Below are 14,731 nucleotides of genomic sequence, written 5' to 3' on the forward strand. Positions count from 1 at the left end.
CCCCTTCACCCCCCCACCCCGCAAACCCCTACAAATTTCAGTCGGGGGGGCTGGTTTTTTTTTATAACCCCCCGGCACTGGGCCGCCCGGGCCGGGGGCCGGGACGTCCATGTCCGATTCCCGCCGGGACGCGGGCGGCAACCGGTGTTTGACTGCGCCCATGACCACCACGCACCTGGACAACGCCGGCCTCTTCCGCTCCCTGCACACCGCACGCGCACCCCTGGCCCTCGCCAACGCCTGGGACGTCGCGAGCGCCCGCGTCATCGAGGCCGCGGGCGCCCCGGCGATCGCCACGACCAGCGCCGGTGTCGCCTGGTCGCTGGGTTCCCCGGACGGTGATGTCCTCGCCCGCGACCGGGCGTTGGAGCTGATCGGCCGGATCGCCGCCGCCGTCGCCGTCCCGGTGACCGCGGACATCGAGGGCGGGTACGGGACGGACGCCGCCGGCGTGGGCGAGACGGTGGCCGCGGTGCTCGCGGCCGGCGCCGTCGGCGTCAACATCGAGGACGGCACCCGGCCGCCGGCGGAACTCGCGAGGCGGCTGGCCGCGGCCCGGCGGAGCGCCGACCGGGCAGGCTCGGACCTGTTCCTCAACGCCCGTGTCGACACCTTCCTGTTCGGGCTCGGCGCCCCGGAGACCCGGCTGGAGGAAACCCTGACCCGGGCACGCATGTACGTCGATGCGGGCGCGGACGGCGTCTTCGTCCCCGGCGTCACCGACACCGCCACCATCACGGCACTGGCCGGGGCCGTCCCCGTCCCACTGAACGTCATGGCCGGTCCGGGCGCTCCGACCGTTGCCGAACTCGGCGCCCTCGGCGTGGCCCGCGTCAGTCTCGGCTCGGGCGTGGCGCAGGCCGCCTACGCCGCTGCCCGGCGCGCCGCGCAGGAGCTGCTCGGCACCGGCGGCTACGACTCCCTCACCCAGGCCATGGCCTTCCCGGAGCTCGACGCGCTGTTCTCCGCGCCCTACCCCCGCCACTGACCCCCGAGCCCGGTCGCCGCCGGTGACCACGGAGGGACCGGGGCGCGATGGCCTCCGGGGTCCGGTCCATGGTGGGCGCAGCGCCGACCCGGGGCCGGACCGGCCGCCATCGGCGGCTCGATCCGGCCCCGGGTCGTTTCCGTGATCGCGGACCGGACGCGCACGACACCTCCGGCCGACCGGTCACGGAGCAGGCCGGGAAGGCGTGCCCTCGTCAGAGGGAGGCGAGGTCCAGGACCCGGTCGGCCGCCTTCTCCACGGCCGGGTCATGGGTGGCGACGACGGTGATGCAGCCGTGGCGGTGGGTGGTGTCGGCGAGGAGGGCGGCCAGGGCGGCGGCCCGGGGGCGGTCGACGGCGGCCGTGGGTTCGTCGACGAGGAGCAGGGCGGGCTCCAGCAGCAGCGCGCGGGCGATGGCGATGCGCTGGCGTTCGCCGCCGGAGAGGGTGTCGGCGCGGTGCCGCAGGCGGTGTTCGAGGCCGACGTCCGCGAGGAGTTGGCGAGCACGCTCGCGCACGGTGCGGACCGGTCGTCCGGCGACCGACGCGGCGGCGAGCAGCTGCTCGTGGGCGGTGAGGCCGGTGAGCAGGTTGCCGCTCTGGAAGCGGCGGCGAGCAGCTGCTCGTGGGCGGTGAGGCCGGTGAGCAGGTTGCCGCTCTGGAAGACGTAGCCGATCCGTTCACGGCGGAGCCGGGCGCGGGCGGAGGGGGTGAGCGCGGCGAGGTCGGCGCCGTCGAGGAGGACCTGGCCGGTGTCGGGCCGCAGGAGGGCGCCGGCGACGGCGAGGAGGGTCGACTTGCCGGAGCCGGAGGGGCCGACGAGCGCGGTGAGCCGGCCGGCCGGGAAGTCGGCGTTCAGTGCGCGCAGCGGGGTGGTGCGGGAGTCGCCGCGGCCGAGGGTGACGGTGATGTCGTGGAGGTTCAGGCTCATCGTCCGGCTCCGAGCATGGTCATGGGGTCGACGGTGGCGACACGGCGCAGGGTGACGGCGGCGCCGGCCAGGGCGGTGAGGATGACACTGGCCATGGTGGCGGCGAGGGCGGTGGCGGGGAGGCTGAAGGGGACCTTGGAGCCGACGAGCAGGCCGACGGCGCCGGCGAGGGCCGCTCCGGCGAGGGCGCCGGCCGTGACGACGACGGCGGCCTGGCCGAGGGTGTGGGCGAGCAGGCGGCGCCGGGAGGCGCCCATGGCGCGCAGCAGGGCGAGCTCGGGTTGGCGCTGGACGGTCCACACGGCGAAGAAGGCGCCGACGACGAGCGGGGCGATGACGTAGAGGAAGGCCTGGATGGAGGTCATGGTGACGCGTTCGCCGGTGTAGCCGGGGGCGGCGGGGTAGGCGGCTTCGACGGTCAGGGTGCGGGTGCGCAGGTCCCGGTCGGCGGCCGCGAGGTCGACGCCGGGGTCCGCCTGCAGAGCCACGGCCGTGTACTGGCCGGGGAGTCGGTCGACGGAAGGGCCGGAGGCCGGTGCGCCGGAGGCCGGTGCGCCGGGGGCGGTGAAGCGGATGCGCTGCCAGGTGGCGATGGGCAGGTAGGCCGCGGCGACGTGTCCGTAGGAGGAGCGGGCGGTCGTGCCCGTGACGGTGAGGGTGATGCCGAGGCGGTCGACGGTGAGGGTGTCCCCGGGGCGCACGCCCTGGTCGGCGAGCCGGCGGGAGACGACGACGGTGTCGGGCCGCTCCAGGCTGCCGGGGGCGGGGTCCAGGAAGGAGCCGGGTTCGACGCCGAAGGCGGCGAAGTCGACCTCGACGCCGCTCCCGGTGGTGCCGCGGGTGATGGTGGTGCCGAGGGGGGTGGCGCGGACGCCGGGGCGGGCACGCCAGCCGTCGAGGGCGGTGTCGTCGACGAGGCTGCGGGCGAACTGGTCGGTGGAGGTGCCGGGGGCGAAGGCGAGGTGGGTGGCGGGCAGGCGGCGCAGGGCGGAGACGGTGTCGTCGCCGAGGCCGGTGGTGAAGCCGGAGACCACGCCGACCAGGGCGGCGACGAGGACGACGACGCTGCCCATGAGGAGGAAACGGCCGCGGGCCGCTTTCAGTTCGAGCAGAGCGAGGAGCACGGAGGCGCCCTTTCTTCTATCTTGGGGACAAGGCGTCCCCAAGATAGAAGATGGCGACGCTTCGTCCCCAAGCGGGGGTGGCTTCCCCATCGGGCCGGGTCCCGGCCCGGGCCGACGGCGGCCTCCCGGGCGGGCTCCTTAGACTGGCCTCCATGCCCAGGATCAGTGCCGCCACCGTCGCCGACCACCGCGCGCAGCAACGTGCCGCGCTGGTGGTCGCCGCGCGCGAGCTGCTGGAGGAGGGCGACGCCGCCGCGGTGACCTTCGGCGCGGTGGCCGCGCGCCTGGGGCTGGCCCGCAACAGCGTCTACAAGTACTTCGCCGACCGCGGCGAGCTCTTGGAGGCGGTGGTGCGCGAGGTCACCCCACGCTGGACCGAACGCATCCACGCCGAGATGGCCGCCGCCCCGCCCGCCCCGGCCGAGCAGGTCGCCGCGTACGTGCGGGCGCAGCTGGCGCTGGTGCGCGACGGCGAACACCGCATCGCCCGGGCCCTGGCCCGCGACCGGGACGCGGCGGCCCTGCGGCGCGGCGCGGCCGAGGCGCATGCCGAGATCCTGCGGCCACTGACCGAGGCGCTCGCCGCGCTGGGCGACCCGGATCCGGTGCGGACGGCACGCCTGCTGCAGGGGCTGGTGAACGCGGCGGCCGAGCTGATCGAGTCGGGTGACCCGTACGAGGCGGTGGCGCGGCGCGCCGTCCGCCTCGCGGCGGGGGCCGCGGCCGCCCTCGGGGACGGCTGACCGTCCGACGGCCGCGAAGTGCGCCGGGGGGAACGGGCCGCCGGCATCACACCCCGTGACGTCCGGCGCGGGTTCCGTGGCCCGCCCCGTCCCCGGCGGACGGGGCGGGCGCGTACGGGCGGGGTCAGGTGAGCATGGGGATCAGGCCGATGGCGAAGACCGCGTAGAAGCCGGCGGCGACGGTCAGCCGCGCCGGGGTGAGCCGGTGGGCGCGCATGGTCAGCAGGAGGTAGACGATCGCGGCCATGGTCACGAGGCCGGACCACAGCAGCGGACCGTCGAAGTGCCACTTGGTGAACAGCAGGCCGATGCCGCTGGGGACGGTGGCCTGGATCATCATCGCGCCGGAGATGTTGGCGAGCGCCAGCCTGACCTTGCCCTGGCGGACCCAGATGATCGCGTTCATGATCTCGGGCAGTTCGGTGGCGATCGGGGAGAGCAGCAGGGCGGTGACGGTGGCGGACAGGCCGAGCATCGGGCCGATGACGTCGAGTTGGGCGACGAAGTAGTGAGCGGCGATGAAGATCACCACGAGGGTGGCCAGGGTCTGGACGACGACCGCCCAGGTGTCCGGCGAGTCCTTCTTCGGCTGGATCTTCAGCGCCTCCAGCTCCTCCTCGTCCCCGTCATCGCCGTCGGCGGCCTCGTCGGCCCGGCTGGCGCGGATCTCGCGCCAGAAGTACACGGCGTAGGCGGCGAAGAACAGCACGCCCAGGGCAGGCTTGAACGCGAACGCGACCAGGCCGAGCGACACCTTCACGAAGAAGATCGGCAGGAACCACTTCTGGTCCTTCGCCAGGCGCCGCATGTCCTTCTCCGTGCCCAGCGCCTGCGAGGCGGGCGGGACGGTGACGCCGGCGGCCAGGGCCGAGGCGCGGTCGCGGCGGCGCTTGACCAACAGCGCCGCTCCGGTGACGCCGTAGGCGACGGTCGCCAGCGCGAGGGGGCCGCCCATCGCGGCGCCCACGCCGATGTTCTTCGCCTCCTCGGTGCCTCCGGTGGTCACCGCGACCAGGGTGACCACCGATTCGGGCAGAGCGGTGCCGAAGGCGGCCAGGATCGTGCCGACCGCCATCTTTCCCACGTTGAGGCGCTCGCCCAGCCACTCCACCGCGTTGACGAACCACTCGCACGAGAGGTAGATCGCCACCGCGCACACGATGAGCAAAACGAAATGGATCACGAAACTCGTCAGGCCTTCCCGCACCGGCGGGAACCCGAAGGGCGAGCGGCACGGGGGCAGCACGACTCCGGCCCCGCCGACGCGCACAGTCGTCGACAACGGGCCGAAGGTCTCGCCCGCCCACCACCATCGCCGACGGCGGGCCCGGCCACCGGGAACCCGGCAACGGGCTCCAGCGTGTCGACGACCGGTTCGCGGGGCTACTCCCCTTCGCAGCCGCCGATCATACCGTCGGCCGCCCCCACCGGAACCACCGGCATCCGGCATCCGTCACCACGGCTTCACGGGGCCGCGTCCTCTCCGCGACGGCCACCGCCCCGGCCGGCCCGGACCTGGTGAACCGGCTGTCCGCGGAATCGGGCGCCGACGACGCCGACAGCCCGGACATCCGTCGGCTGAAGCCGTCAGCGGCGGGGGAAGTGCCGTGGTGTGCGGACCGGCCCGGGGCCCGGCCCTCCGGGTGGGAGGGGCGGGCCCCGGGCGGGTTCGGTGGTGTGGTCGGTCAGGGGGTGCGGGGCCGCTGCGGCGCGGGACGTCCGGTCATGCGCTGTGGGTAGGAAGCCGGAGTTCGCCGGGGGCGGTGGCGTGCCGGCGGGCGGCGAGCACCTTGGCCGTGAGGGCGTAGCCGGCTCCGCTGGCGAGTGCCACGAGGGGGATCGGGAGGATCGTGTCGGGCAGGGCGAGGAAGGCGAGGGCGCCGAGGGCGGACCAGGCGAGGGCCGGGATGTTCACGCCGGCGGTGTAGCGGTAGGGGCCGTGGGGGTCGAAGAGGGCCGGTACGTCGATGCGGCCGCGCTTGATGACGAGGTAGTCGGCGAGGAGGACGCCGACGACGGGGGCGAAGACGTTGCCCATCGCCGACATGAAGTCGCTGAACCCGTCGATGAGCGCGGGGAAGGCGGCCAGTGTCGATCCCGCGGCGGCCACCACCAGGGTCGACCAGAAGCGTCCGAGTCGGGTGGCGAGGTTCGTCAGTGCCAGGCCGCCCGTGTAGACATTCAGTACGTTGATCGTCCAGTTGTCCAGGATCAGTACGACCAGGACGAGGATCAGGGTGACCGGGCCGACGCCGAGGCCGGGGATCACCTCGAAGGCGTTCGCCGTCGTCCCGAGGGTCGCGGCGGCGGCGTAGGCGCCGAAGAAGGCGGATCCGGCGGTTCCGAGCAGCGCGGCGGCCATGGTGCCGATCCACATGTCCTTGCGGGACTTGGAGTAGCGGCAGCAGTCGGCCGCGTCCGTGACCTGGCTGAACCATGCCGCCGCGATGGAGTTCACCCAGACCGCGAACACCGCCCACTTCCAGCCGGCCGAGCCGGAGTAGGCGAAGACCTCGCTCGGTGCGAAGCCCGGCGCCTGGTGGTTGGCGAGCAGCCACAGGAGGTATCCGAGGATGACGAGCTTGACCGGGAAGGCGACCTTCGACAGCCACTTGAGGGATTCGTAGCCGAAGAGGGCGACGGAGGCCTGGAGCACCGCGAAGGCGATGCTGACGACGATGAGCGAGGGCCTCACCCCGAGCCAGGCGTCGAGCACGGCCAGGATGCCCATGGCTCCGGCCAGGGTCTGGAAGGCGAACCAGAAGGCCGAGCTGACGGCGCGCAGCAGGGAGATCAGCCAGCGCGAGGCCGCGATGCCGAGGAACGCCCGGGTCGAGACGATCCCGGGCAGACCGTAGTCGACGCCGACGGTGGCCATGACGGTGTAGGCGCAGAAGGCGATGAGGACGCCCAGCACCTGGGCGACGACCGCGGCCCAGAAGGAGAGCCCGGAGACCACCGCGAGTCCGGCGATGAGGATCAGGCCGGGGTTGAGCATCACGTTGAAGATGATCTGGAACAGGTCGTACCAGCGCACGGTCCGCTGGTCGTCCGGTATGGGTTCGAGGCCGTACTGCTCCACCGACTTCGGCTGGCGGTACGCCGACGACGGGTTGTCGTCGGGGCTTTGTCTGTGGGGGACGTCAGTGGTCATGAGTGAGCCTTCTGGTCCGGGGCGCGGGGAGCGGCCGGGGGTGGGGGCGGCCGACGGGCAGGAGGTCCGTCCGGGTCAGGAGACGGGGGACGCGGTGCCGCACCAGCGGGTGGCCAGGACGGCGTAGGTGCGGGCGGCGAGCCAGACCTCGTCGAGATCGACGTACTCGTCGTTGCCGTGGGCGACGCGCAGGTCGCCGGGGCCGAAGACGACCGACGGCACGCCGGTGCGGGTGAACACGGTCGCGTCGCACACGCCGTAGAGCCCGGTGTAGGAGGGCTGGTCGCTGAAGCCGGTGCCCTGGGCCGCGGTCCGGTACGCGCCGGCGACGGCCTGGCTGATGGTGTCGTCGGGCGAGGTGACGAAGGGGTCCCAGTTGAGCTTCCACTCGCAGCGCGGGCGGTGGGTCCGCAGCCACGGGTCGGCGTCCGCCGCGCGGTCGATGGCGCGCTCGATCTCGGCCATCACGTCCTCGGCGGAGCGCTCGGGGTGGTACATGACCCCGTACTCGATGGTGGCCGTGTCGGACAGGGCGAAGGGGACGGTCAGGTCGCCGGGGCCGCCGCGCATGGCGCCGGGCAGCAAGGAGAAGTGGCCGTTGTACCAGAGGTCGTGCCGCTGGGTGCGGGCCCACTCGTCCTCGAGTGCGCGCAGCGCCTGGTAGAGAAGGACCACCTTGTCGATCGCGTTCACGCCGATCGCGTCGCCGGGCTGGGTGGGGTGGATGGTGGCGCCCCGCATGGAGCCGTGCACCTTCTTGCCCTCGACCGTGACGGAGAACCAGAGCAGTCCGGGGCTGGCCACCACGATCGACAGCGGTGTGGGCGGCGCGCTCGGCTCCGAGACGACCGCCGCGTCCGCCAGGTAGCCGCGTTCGACCACCGCGCCCGTTCCGCAGGCGTGATCGCCGGTCTCCTCGCCGACCACGCACTGCAGTTGCAGTTCTCCGCCGAGTTCGATCCCGGCCTCGCGCAGGGCGATCGCGGCGTAGGCCTGGGCGACGAGCCCGGACTTCTGGTCGGTGGTCCCGCGGCCGTACATCCGGGAACCGATCACCTCGCCGGAGAACGGGTGCGCCTTGGTCCACTCGGCGGGGTCCCCACCGGGGACGACGTCCACATGGCCGTTGAAGATGAGTGAGTTTCCCTCACCCTTGCCGGTGATCCGGCCGACCGCGTTGTCACGGCCCTCCTCCACCGCGAAGACGTCCACGGACGCCCCGGCGCGGCGGTAGAGGCCGGTGAGCAGCGCGGTGGCCTCGCCTTCGCGGCCGACATGGTCCTTGTACTCGATGCCGGGATACTTCGGGCTCACGGACGGGATCCGGACGAGTTCCTGCAGGCTCGCCGTCATCTCGTCACGCAGCCCGTCGATGACGGACATCAGGCGGTTCAACTGGGAAGTTTCTTCGGGGGAGCTCATGACGCCTCCACTGGCGCGCTCGGGAACTGCGGCGCTCGCAACCGTCTCGGTGCCGGACCTCGCCGCTTGGCCAGAATGAAACAGGTGATAGGTTTCACATGTCAATAGCCGATTCCGTAATGGATGTTACATCCACGGAGCGCCGGAGAAGCCCGGGCGCGACGCCGCCCGAGGCCCGGGAGCGGCCCCCGAGCACCCGGACAGGCGACACCATCGACCCGCTCCCGCGACCCGCCCCCACGCCCTTGAATGAAAGGGATATTTCATGTTAGGTGTCAAAGTCACCACATGAACCCACAATTTCGGTCGTCGCCCCTGTGCCGGCGGCCGGGAAGGCGGAGGCCGGGATGGACCGGAACGGCGAAGGACGCGCGAGCCTTGGCCACGCGGCGGCGGGCGCGCCGACCCCGTCACGGACGGCGCGGGAACACATCGAGCGCACGGAGCGCTTCGCCGCGCGCAACTACCACCCCCTGCCCGTCGTCCTCTCCGGCGGCGACGGCGCCTGGGTGACCGACGTGGACGGGCGCCGCTATCTCGACTGCCTGGCGGGCTACTCCGCCCTGAACTTCGGTCACTGCCCGCCGCGCCTGCTGCGGCGCGCCCACGAGCAGCTCGACCGGCTGACCCTGACCGGCCGGGCCTTCTACAACGACCAGCTCGGCCCGTTCGCCGAGGCGCTCGCCGGGCTCACCGGCAAGGACCGCGTGCTGCCGATGAACAGCGGCGCCGAGGCGGTGGAGACGGCCATCAAGGTGAGCCGCAAGTGGGGCTACGCCACCAAGGGCGTGGAGGCCGGCCGGGCCACCGTCATCACGATGAGCGGCAACTTCCACGGGCGGACGACCACGATCGTCGGCTTCTCCGACGACCCCCTCGCCACCGACGACTACGGGCCGTTCACACCCGGCTTCACGCGGGTCCCGTACGGCGACATCCGGGCACTCGCCGACGCGATCGACGACACGGTGGTCGCGGTCCTCTTCGAACCCGTGCAGGGCGAGGGCGGCGTGGTCCTCCCGCCGCCCGGCTTCCTCAGGGACCTGCGCGAGCTGTGCACCCGCCGCAACGTGCTGATGGTGGCCGACGAGATCCAGTCCGGCCTGGCCCGCACCGGGCGCACCTACGCCTGTGACCACGAGGAGGTCGTCCCGGACGTCTACGTCCTCGGCAAGGCCCTGGGCGGCGGCCTCCACCCCGTCTCCGCGGTCGCCGCCGACGACGACGTGCTCGGTGTCATCACCCCCGGCACCCACGGCTCGACCTTCGGCGGCAATCCCCTGGCGGCCGCCATCGGCCACGAAGTGGTCGCGATGCTGGCGACGGGCGAGTACCAGGAGCGCGCCCGCGTCCTGGGCGAGCGGCTGGACACCCGCCTGCGGGAACTGGTCGGCGCCGGCGTGCTGGCCGTGCGGGTCAGGGGGCTGTGGGCCGGAGTCGACATCGACCCCGCGCTGATGACCGGACGCGAGGCGTGCGAGGGCCTCCTGCGGCGCGGCGTCCTGGCCAAGGACACCCATGGATCGACCGTGCGCTTCGCCCCCGCGCTGGTGGCCACCGAGGACGAGATCGACCTGCTCGTGGACGCCCTGGGCGATGTCCTCGCCACGGCGCGGGGCTGACGACGCGCCGGCCCGCCCCCCGGCAGGGGGGCGGGCTCCTCTCTGCGCGGGCGCGGGGCCCGCTGGTGTAACGAACGTTTCAGCATGTGCCTCGCCTTGGTAACCTTGAAGAATGGAGACGATTCCGGGGGGCCACACGTCGGTGAGGAAGCTTCTGCTCTCCGCCATGGACGAGCTGAGCAACGGTGAACGCAAGGTCGCCCGGGCGGTGCTGGCCCAGTACCCCACGGCCGGCCTCACCACCGTCGCGGACCTCGCCGCCGGCGCCGGGGTCAGCTCGGCCACGGTGGTCCGCTTCGTCACCCGGCTCGGCTTCACCGGATTCCCCGCTTTCCAGCGCGCCCTGGTCCACGAGCTGAACGGGGAACTGGGCTCGCCCTTGCGGCAGTACGCCGAGAAGGCGTCAGCCTCCCCCAAGGGAGTGCTCCCGCAGACGCACCGGGCCTTCGCGCAGCTGCTGGAGGCCACCTACACGGATCTGCCGGCCTCGGAGTTCGCCACCCTCGTGAAGCTGCTCGGCGACCCGTCGCGCAGCGTGCGGGTGACCGGGGGCCGGTTCAGCCGGCTGCTGGCCGAGTACCTGGTCATCCACCTGTGGCAGCTGCGCGAGGACGTCGACGTGGTCGGCCCGGAGGAGATGCAGCGCCGCAGGGCGCTCGCCGACGCCGACGCCAACACGGTCCTGCTCGTCTTCGACTACCGCCGCTACAGCGAGTCCAGCCTCCGCTTCAGCGAGGGCATGGCCGCCCGGGGCGCCACCGTGTGCCTGATGACGGACAACTGGCTCTCCCCCATCGCCAAGCTCGCCAAGGTCGTGCTGCCCGCCCGCGTGGAGTCCGCCTCACCCTTCGACTCCCTGGTGGCCGCGACGGCACTGTGCGAGAGCCTGGTGGCGGCGGTGACGGATGCCGCGGGCGCGGCCGGCAGGCGGCGCATCGAACGGTTCGAGACGGCGATCGAGCACGCCTGAACGCACGGCCGCGACCACCGCCCGAGTGCGCGTGTGCGCGTGTGCGCTGTTGCGCGGAACCCACGATGCCCCGGGGCCGGGCCATCACCGCCGCGGTGGTGGCCCGGCCCCGGGGCTGTGCAACCGGTGGTCCGCTACCCGGGCGCGAAGGCGCCGACACGGTCCCGCACGACGGCCACCGCTCCCAGGTACCCCGCCATCAACGCGGCCGCCAGGGCACGTACGTCCGCGTCATCGGGCAGGAAGCGCGAGGAGTGCAGCGGCTCGGAGGTGCCCGTGCCGACGAACAGCATCATCGAGGGCACCAGCTCGCAGAAGTACGAGAAGTCGTCCGACCCCAGGGAGCGCAGGTTCCGCGAGACCGACAGCCCCCGGCGGTCCAGTTCGCGCGCGATGCTCCCGGCCAGGACCGGGTCGTTGTCGAGTACGGGCTCCCCGTGGGTGAAGGTCACCGACGCCGTGCAGGCGTGCGCCCGCGCGACTGACTCGGCGACCTCCGTGATCCGCCGGTGCATCAACTCTCTGGTCGAGGAGGCCAGCGCCCGCACGGTCCCGGTCGCCCGCGCCGTGCCGGCGATCACGTTCGCGGCACTGCCCGCCGTGAACGACGACACGCCCACCACGGCGGGAGCCATCGGATCCACGGACCGGCTCACCACGCTCTGGAGCGCGACCACGACCTCCGACAGCGCCAGCAGGGCGTCACTGGTCAGATGCGGGTACGCCGCGTGTCCGGGCCTGCCCCGGACGACGATCTCGAACTCGTCGGACGAGCCGTTGACGCCCCCCGCCGTGCACGCCACCTCTCCCCGGGCCAGCAGTGGCTGGACGTGGACGCCCACCATGGCCGCGCACCGCTCGGATTCGAGGACACCGCCGGCGGTGATGTCCCGCGCCCCGGACGGGTAGGTCTCCTCGCGCGGCTGGAGCACGGCGAGCAGGGGAACCGGCGGCCCGGTCTCGGCCAGCGCCCCCGCCACGGCGACGAGCGCGGCGAGATGGGTGTCATGACCGCACGCGTGCATCGCACCCGGCCGGTCCGACGCCCAGGGCACACCGGTGTCCTCGGTGACGGGCAGCGCGTCCATCTCCCCACGCACACCGATCGCCGGCCCCGGCCCGCCGATGCGCAGGACGGCGCCGGTCTCGGCCGCCTTCACCGCCCCGCCGGAGCCGGGCAGCGCGGCCAGCACCAGGTCCCTGGTCGCCGCCTCGTCACCGGAGAGGTCGGGCCGGCGGTGCAGCCGGCGCCTGAGGTCGAGCGCCGCGGGCAGGTGCCGCTCCAGGGCGGACCACAGCGCTGCGTGCTCGGCCGGGTCAGTCATGGGGCAGCCCGTAGAGACGCTGCGCGTTGGTGCGTCCGATCATCGTGGCGACACGGACGGCGTCCGCCTCGGACCACTCGCCCTCCTCCACCCAGCCGCCGAGCACCCGGGACATGCCGCGCCGCCACAGCACCGCGCCCAGGTGATGGAGCTCGGGCGGCCCCCAGGCGTCGGAGGAGTACAACACCTTGGTGAAGGGGGCCAGTTCGAGGCTCTCGGCGACCACCGCCGTGGAGGCCGCGCCCGTGTAGTTCACCCCCAGACCCACATCGAAGTAGACGTGCGGAAACACCTGGGCGAGGAACCCCGCGTTGCGGTGGAACGGGTAGCAGTGCAGCAGTACGAGGTCCGTCCCGGTGCCCTCGATCTCCTTGAGCCAGGGCATCAGCAGCAGCGGATCGCACCGCCGCAGATCCAGATCGGGGTCACCGTACCCGGCGTGCAACTGCAGGGGCAGACCGGTGTCCACGCCCGTCCACAGCGCCATGCGCAGCAGCACCGGGTCGCTCACCCGGGCGGGAGCACCCGCCGCCAGCTCGCGAAGCCAGGCGCCGGCCGCCCGCTCCACCTCCCGGACGCCGGGGCGCTCGGGAGCGAAGTCGAAACCATGACGGTAGGCGATGATCGACTTCAGGCCGACCGCCGACGCGGTCGCCGCACCGAGCGCCGCCCGGAAGTCCTCGGCCAGGTGCGCCGCGCTGCTCCCCCGGGCGACGTCCTCAAGAACGGTCTCCAGACGCACGATCTCGGAGAACCGGGAGGGCAGGCGCTCGGCGAGCGTGCCGGGCGACAGCAGCTCCTCACTCTTGAAACCGGTGTCCAACAACCAGTCACAGACACCGGCCGCGGCGAGGAAGAGGTCCGACAACTGCTCCGGGGTCCGTTCGCAGCGCGCGGCCCAGTAGGCGTCCGCGGACGCGTGCGGGCGCAGACCCAGCAGCGGTGCGCAGTGACGGCGGATGGCGAACCCGATCTGGGAGTCGAACTGGGTGACCCCGGTCGGCAGCGGGCGGTCGGATTCGGTGATCAGCGTCTCGAACTGCGCGCGGGAGACCGGTGAGGCGAGGGAGGCGTGGACGTGGTGGTCGACCAGCGGCAGCGTGGCGATGTGGTGGCGCAGCTCAGTAGACATCGGCGACCCGCCCGCACACGTCCCGCTCGTCCAGACCCGAGACCGCGGCCATCTCCGTGCGCTTCACCGAGCGGTGCGTCTCCAGCAGTTCCGCGGAGAACCAGCCGGACACCACGTCGTCCTTGTCGAGTTCGAGGAGGGCCTCCTCCAGGCCGCGCGGCAGGGCGGGGACCTCCGCGAGGTCCGCTCCCCCGGCCTCCTCGGGCCAGACCCTCGGTTGCGGGTAGCCGGCCTCCACTCCTTGCAGTCCGGCGCGTACCAGCACGCCGAGTGTCAGCCAGGGGTTGGCGGTCGCGTCCGCGGCACGGTACTCCAGGTTGAACTGGTCGGCCGCCACGCCGCCGCCCAGGCTGCTCGTCGGGCAGATCCGCAGCAGGGCCTCCCGGTTGCGCTCGGCCAGGAACACCCCGGCGGAGCTCCAGCGCTCGGGCGCCAGGCGCAGGTACGAACTGGGGCTACCCGCCGTGAACGAGAGCAGCGCCCGGGCGTGGCGCAGGATGCCCGCGCTGAACCGTCCGCCCAGCTCGGACAGTCCGCCGGGACGCGAGGCGTCGAACAGGGCCGGGCGCCCGGTCGCCGCGTCGCGCAGCGAGAGGTGGACGTGCACGCCGTTGCCGCTGCCCTCGGGGTGCAGCAGTGGCGCGAAGGTGGCGCGGAATCCGTGCTGCGACGCCAGGTCGCGCACCACTTCCCGCAGGACGACCGCGCGGTCCGCGGCGGTCATGCCGTCGGCCGGGCGCAGGGTGATCTCGAACTGGTCGGTGCCGAACTCCGGCAGCCACGTCTCCGGTTCGAGGCCCATCCGGTCCAGCAGCGCCACCAGTTCGCCGCCGAACGGCTCGACGGAGCGGAATCGGGCGAAGGAGAACGGGGCGCCGCTGTCGAGCCCGGGGATCATGAACTCGTGCTCGAAGGTGGCCACCACCTCCAGCCCGGTGGCCCGCCGGAAGTCCTCCAGGGCCCTGCGGGCGAAGGTGCGCGGGCAGTTGTCCCACGGCGTGCCGTCCGGCAGCACCTGGTCGGCCAGATACAGACGCACCCCCGGCACGTCGCCCCGGGCGGGTATGTCCACGCCGCTGGACTCGGCCGGCAGCAGCCGCAGGTCGCCCGTCGCCCCGAACGGGTTCGGCGCCATCTCCCCGAACGCCGTCACCGCGAGATCGGCCGGGACCCATCCCACCCCCCGCCGCAGCACGCCGTCGACGGCGTTGCCCGGTGCCGCACGCCCACGCGTGAATCCGGACAGGTCGTTGGTCGCCACGAACACCGTGGATGAAGAACTCATGTCTACCTCTTCGATCGGGCCGCGTCCGCGTGGCGC

12 protein-coding genes and 1 pseudogene are annotated in these 14,731 nt (G+C 72.9%); 4 read left to right on the plus strand and 9 right to left on the minus strand.

The genetic code is table 11. From position 1 onward, the window contains the following. Positions 1-160 precede the first annotated feature (160 nt). Positions 161-988, plus strand: coding sequence for an isocitrate lyase/phosphoenolpyruvate mutase family protein (locus tag ACFVUH_RS21050; RefSeq protein WP_387914858.1), 828 nt, complete (start codon positions 161-163; stop codon positions 986-988). 214 nt (positions 989-1,202) lie between these two features. On the opposite strand, the gene ACFVUH_RS21055 is transcribed toward ACFVUH_RS21050, so the two are convergent. From ACFVUH_RS21055 to ACFVUH_RS21065, 3 genes and pseudogenes are all read right to left on the minus strand, one after another. Beyond that, positions 1,203-1,505: an ATP-binding cassette domain-containing protein gene (locus tag ACFVUH_RS21055; RefSeq protein ID WP_387914859.1), complete on the minus strand. Its 303-nt coding sequence runs from the start codon at positions 1,503-1,505 to the stop codon at positions 1,203-1,205. A gap of 134 nt (positions 1,506-1,639) precedes the next feature. Then, a pseudogene (locus ACFVUH_RS21060) lies at positions 1,640-1,918 on the minus strand (ATP-binding cassette domain-containing protein); the annotation flags it as partial. After that, a complete protein-coding gene (locus ACFVUH_RS21065) occupies positions 1,915-3,042 on the minus strand; it encodes an ABC transporter permease (protein WP_387914860.1) in 1,128 nt (375 codons plus the stop codon). The pseudogene ACFVUH_RS21060 and the gene ACFVUH_RS21065, both read right to left, overlap by 4 nt. Before the next feature lie 152 nt (positions 3,043-3,194). Here ACFVUH_RS21065 and ACFVUH_RS21070 point away from each other — a divergent pair, with 152 nt between their 5' ends. Next, positions 3,195-3,785, plus strand: a complete 591-nt coding sequence (locus ACFVUH_RS21070) for a helix-turn-helix domain-containing protein (protein WP_355368186.1) — start codon at positions 3,195-3,197, stop codon at positions 3,783-3,785. Positions 3,786-3,909: 124 nt separating this feature from the next. Here ACFVUH_RS21070 and ACFVUH_RS21075 read toward each other — a convergent pair whose 3' ends face one another. From ACFVUH_RS21075 to ACFVUH_RS21085, 3 genes are all read right to left on the minus strand, one after another. Further along, the gene (locus ACFVUH_RS21075; protein WP_387914861.1) at positions 3,910-4,968 is read right to left on the minus strand and encodes a sodium:calcium antiporter; all 1,059 of its coding nucleotides are present in this window, start codon (positions 4,966-4,968) and stop codon (positions 3,910-3,912) included. Positions 4,969-5,508: 540 nt separating this feature from the next. After that, positions 5,509-6,939 carry a purine-cytosine permease family protein gene (locus ACFVUH_RS21080; protein WP_387914862.1) on the minus strand — a complete coding sequence of 477 codons (1,431 nt, stop codon included), beginning with the start codon at positions 6,937-6,939 and terminating at the stop codon, positions 5,509-5,511. A 75-nt stretch (positions 6,940-7,014) separates the two neighbouring features. Continuing rightward, positions 7,015-8,361 (minus strand): M20 family metallopeptidase, encoded by a 1,347-nt coding sequence (locus tag ACFVUH_RS21085; protein WP_387914863.1) that lies wholly within the window; start codon positions 8,359-8,361, stop codon positions 7,015-7,017. Positions 8,362-8,708: 347 nt separating this feature from the next. Here ACFVUH_RS21085 and rocD point away from each other — a divergent pair, with 347 nt between their 5' ends. Both rocD and ACFVUH_RS21095 read left to right on the plus strand, forming a co-directional pair. After that, positions 8,709-9,983: an ornithine--oxo-acid transaminase gene (rocD, locus tag ACFVUH_RS21090; protein ID WP_387914864.1), complete on the plus strand. Its 1,275-nt coding sequence runs from the start codon at positions 8,709-8,711 to the stop codon at positions 9,981-9,983. Positions 9,984-10,125: 142 nt separating this feature from the next. Beyond that, positions 10,126-10,953 (plus strand): MurR/RpiR family transcriptional regulator, encoded by an 828-nt coding sequence (locus ACFVUH_RS21095; protein WP_355368171.1) that lies wholly within the window; start codon positions 10,126-10,128, stop codon positions 10,951-10,953. Between the two features lie 134 nt (positions 10,954-11,087). Here the strand turns inward: ACFVUH_RS21095 and ACFVUH_RS21100 are convergent, their stop codons facing one another. From ACFVUH_RS21100 to ACFVUH_RS21110, 3 genes are read right to left on the minus strand one after another with little or no spacing between them, the layout of a single operon-like run. Further along, the gene (locus ACFVUH_RS21100; protein ID WP_387914865.1) at positions 11,088-12,278 is read right to left on the minus strand and encodes a M20 family metallopeptidase; all 1,191 of its coding nucleotides are present in this window, start codon (positions 12,276-12,278) and stop codon (positions 11,088-11,090) included. Continuing rightward, positions 12,271-13,410: an amidohydrolase family protein gene (locus ACFVUH_RS21105; RefSeq protein ID WP_355368165.1), complete on the minus strand. Its 1,140-nt coding sequence runs from the start codon at positions 13,408-13,410 to the stop codon at positions 12,271-12,273. Before ACFVUH_RS21105 ends, ACFVUH_RS21100 begins: the two co-directional genes overlap by 8 nt. Then, positions 13,400-14,695 carry a glutamine synthetase gene (locus ACFVUH_RS21110; RefSeq protein WP_387914866.1) on the minus strand — a complete coding sequence of 432 codons (1,296 nt, stop codon included), beginning with the start codon at positions 14,693-14,695 and terminating at the stop codon, positions 13,400-13,402. The genes ACFVUH_RS21105 and ACFVUH_RS21110 overlap by 11 nt, the downstream gene beginning before the upstream one ends. Positions 14,696-14,731: the final 36 nt, after the last annotated feature.

The organism is Kitasatospora sp. NPDC058032 (assembly GCF_042885845.1).
In the GTDB taxonomy this organism is placed as follows: Bacteria; Actinomycetota; Actinomycetes; order Streptomycetales; family Streptomycetaceae; genus Kitasatospora.

Bases quoted from the DNA above. Each gene is read 5' to 3' on its own strand.
- ACFVUH_RS21050 (WP_387914858.1), top strand. From the start codon at position 161: ATGACCACCACGCACCTGGACAACGCCGGCCTCTTCCGCTCCCTGCAC.
- ACFVUH_RS21070 (WP_355368186.1), top strand. From the start codon at position 3,195: ATGCCCAGGATCAGTGCCGCCACCGTCGCCGACCACCGCGCGCAGCAA.
- ACFVUH_RS21080 (WP_387914862.1), bottom strand. From the start codon at position 6,939: ATGACCACTGACGTCCCCCACAGACAAAGCCCCGACGACAACCCGTCG.
- ACFVUH_RS21085 (WP_387914863.1), bottom strand. From the start codon at position 8,361: ATGAGCTCCCCCGAAGAAACTTCCCAGTTGAACCGCCTGATGTCCGTC.
- rocD (WP_387914864.1), top strand. From the start codon at position 8,709: ATGGACCGGAACGGCGAAGGACGCGCGAGCCTTGGCCACGCGGCGGCG.
- ACFVUH_RS21100 (WP_387914865.1), bottom strand. From the start codon at position 12,278: ATGACTGACCCGGCCGAGCACGCAGCGCTGTGGTCCGCCCTGGAGCGG.
- ACFVUH_RS21105 (WP_355368165.1), bottom strand. From the start codon at position 13,410: ATGTCTACTGAGCTGCGCCACCACATCGCCACGCTGCCGCTGGTCGAC.
- ACFVUH_RS21110 (WP_387914866.1), bottom strand. From the start codon at position 14,695: ATGAGTTCTTCATCCACGGTGTTCGTGGCGACCAACGACCTGTCCGGA.